We start from the raw sequence: 339 nt of genomic DNA, 5'->3' as shown, positions 1-339 counted from the left end.
CCTCTCTTATTCACTGGGCTGCTGCGTGATGGCGTAATCCGGGACGGGGGTAGCGGCTGAGGCGGCAAGCGCAAGCTTCCCCGTGGCGACTATTCGATCGCGTTTGACAGAGAGGCATGCGGGGTTTCTGGACAGGGTGGATCGATCTGCGGCCGAGCCGCGCAGTTCAGGTCGGCGCGGGTTTGAGGGCGCGGGCGATATGCTGGAAGATGTCGGCGTCGGGGCAAGCGCTGGCGAAGGCGATGCGGATGCGGCTGGCGGTTTCGACGACGCGGGCGGCGATCTTGATGAGGCGGATGCGGATGGTGGCGAACTCGGCGTTCCTCAGCGCGGCGGCGG

The 339-nt window shown here is 66.7% G+C and carries 1 protein-coding gene; it reads right to left on the bottom strand.

What is annotated here, in order from left to right; genetic code table 11:
* Window positions 1-166: 166 nt before the first annotated feature.
* On the bottom strand, window positions 167-339 hold a 173-nt coding region (locus tag QU44_RS17115; protein WP_033923617.1), incomplete at its 5' end, for a transposase.

The sequence above is a fragment of the Sphingomonas sp. 37zxx genome (assembly GCF_000786205.1).
Taxonomy (GTDB): Bacteria; Pseudomonadota; Alphaproteobacteria; order Sphingomonadales; family Sphingomonadaceae; genus Sphingomonas.
This window is presented reverse-complemented; position numbering and strand designations above follow the sequence as displayed.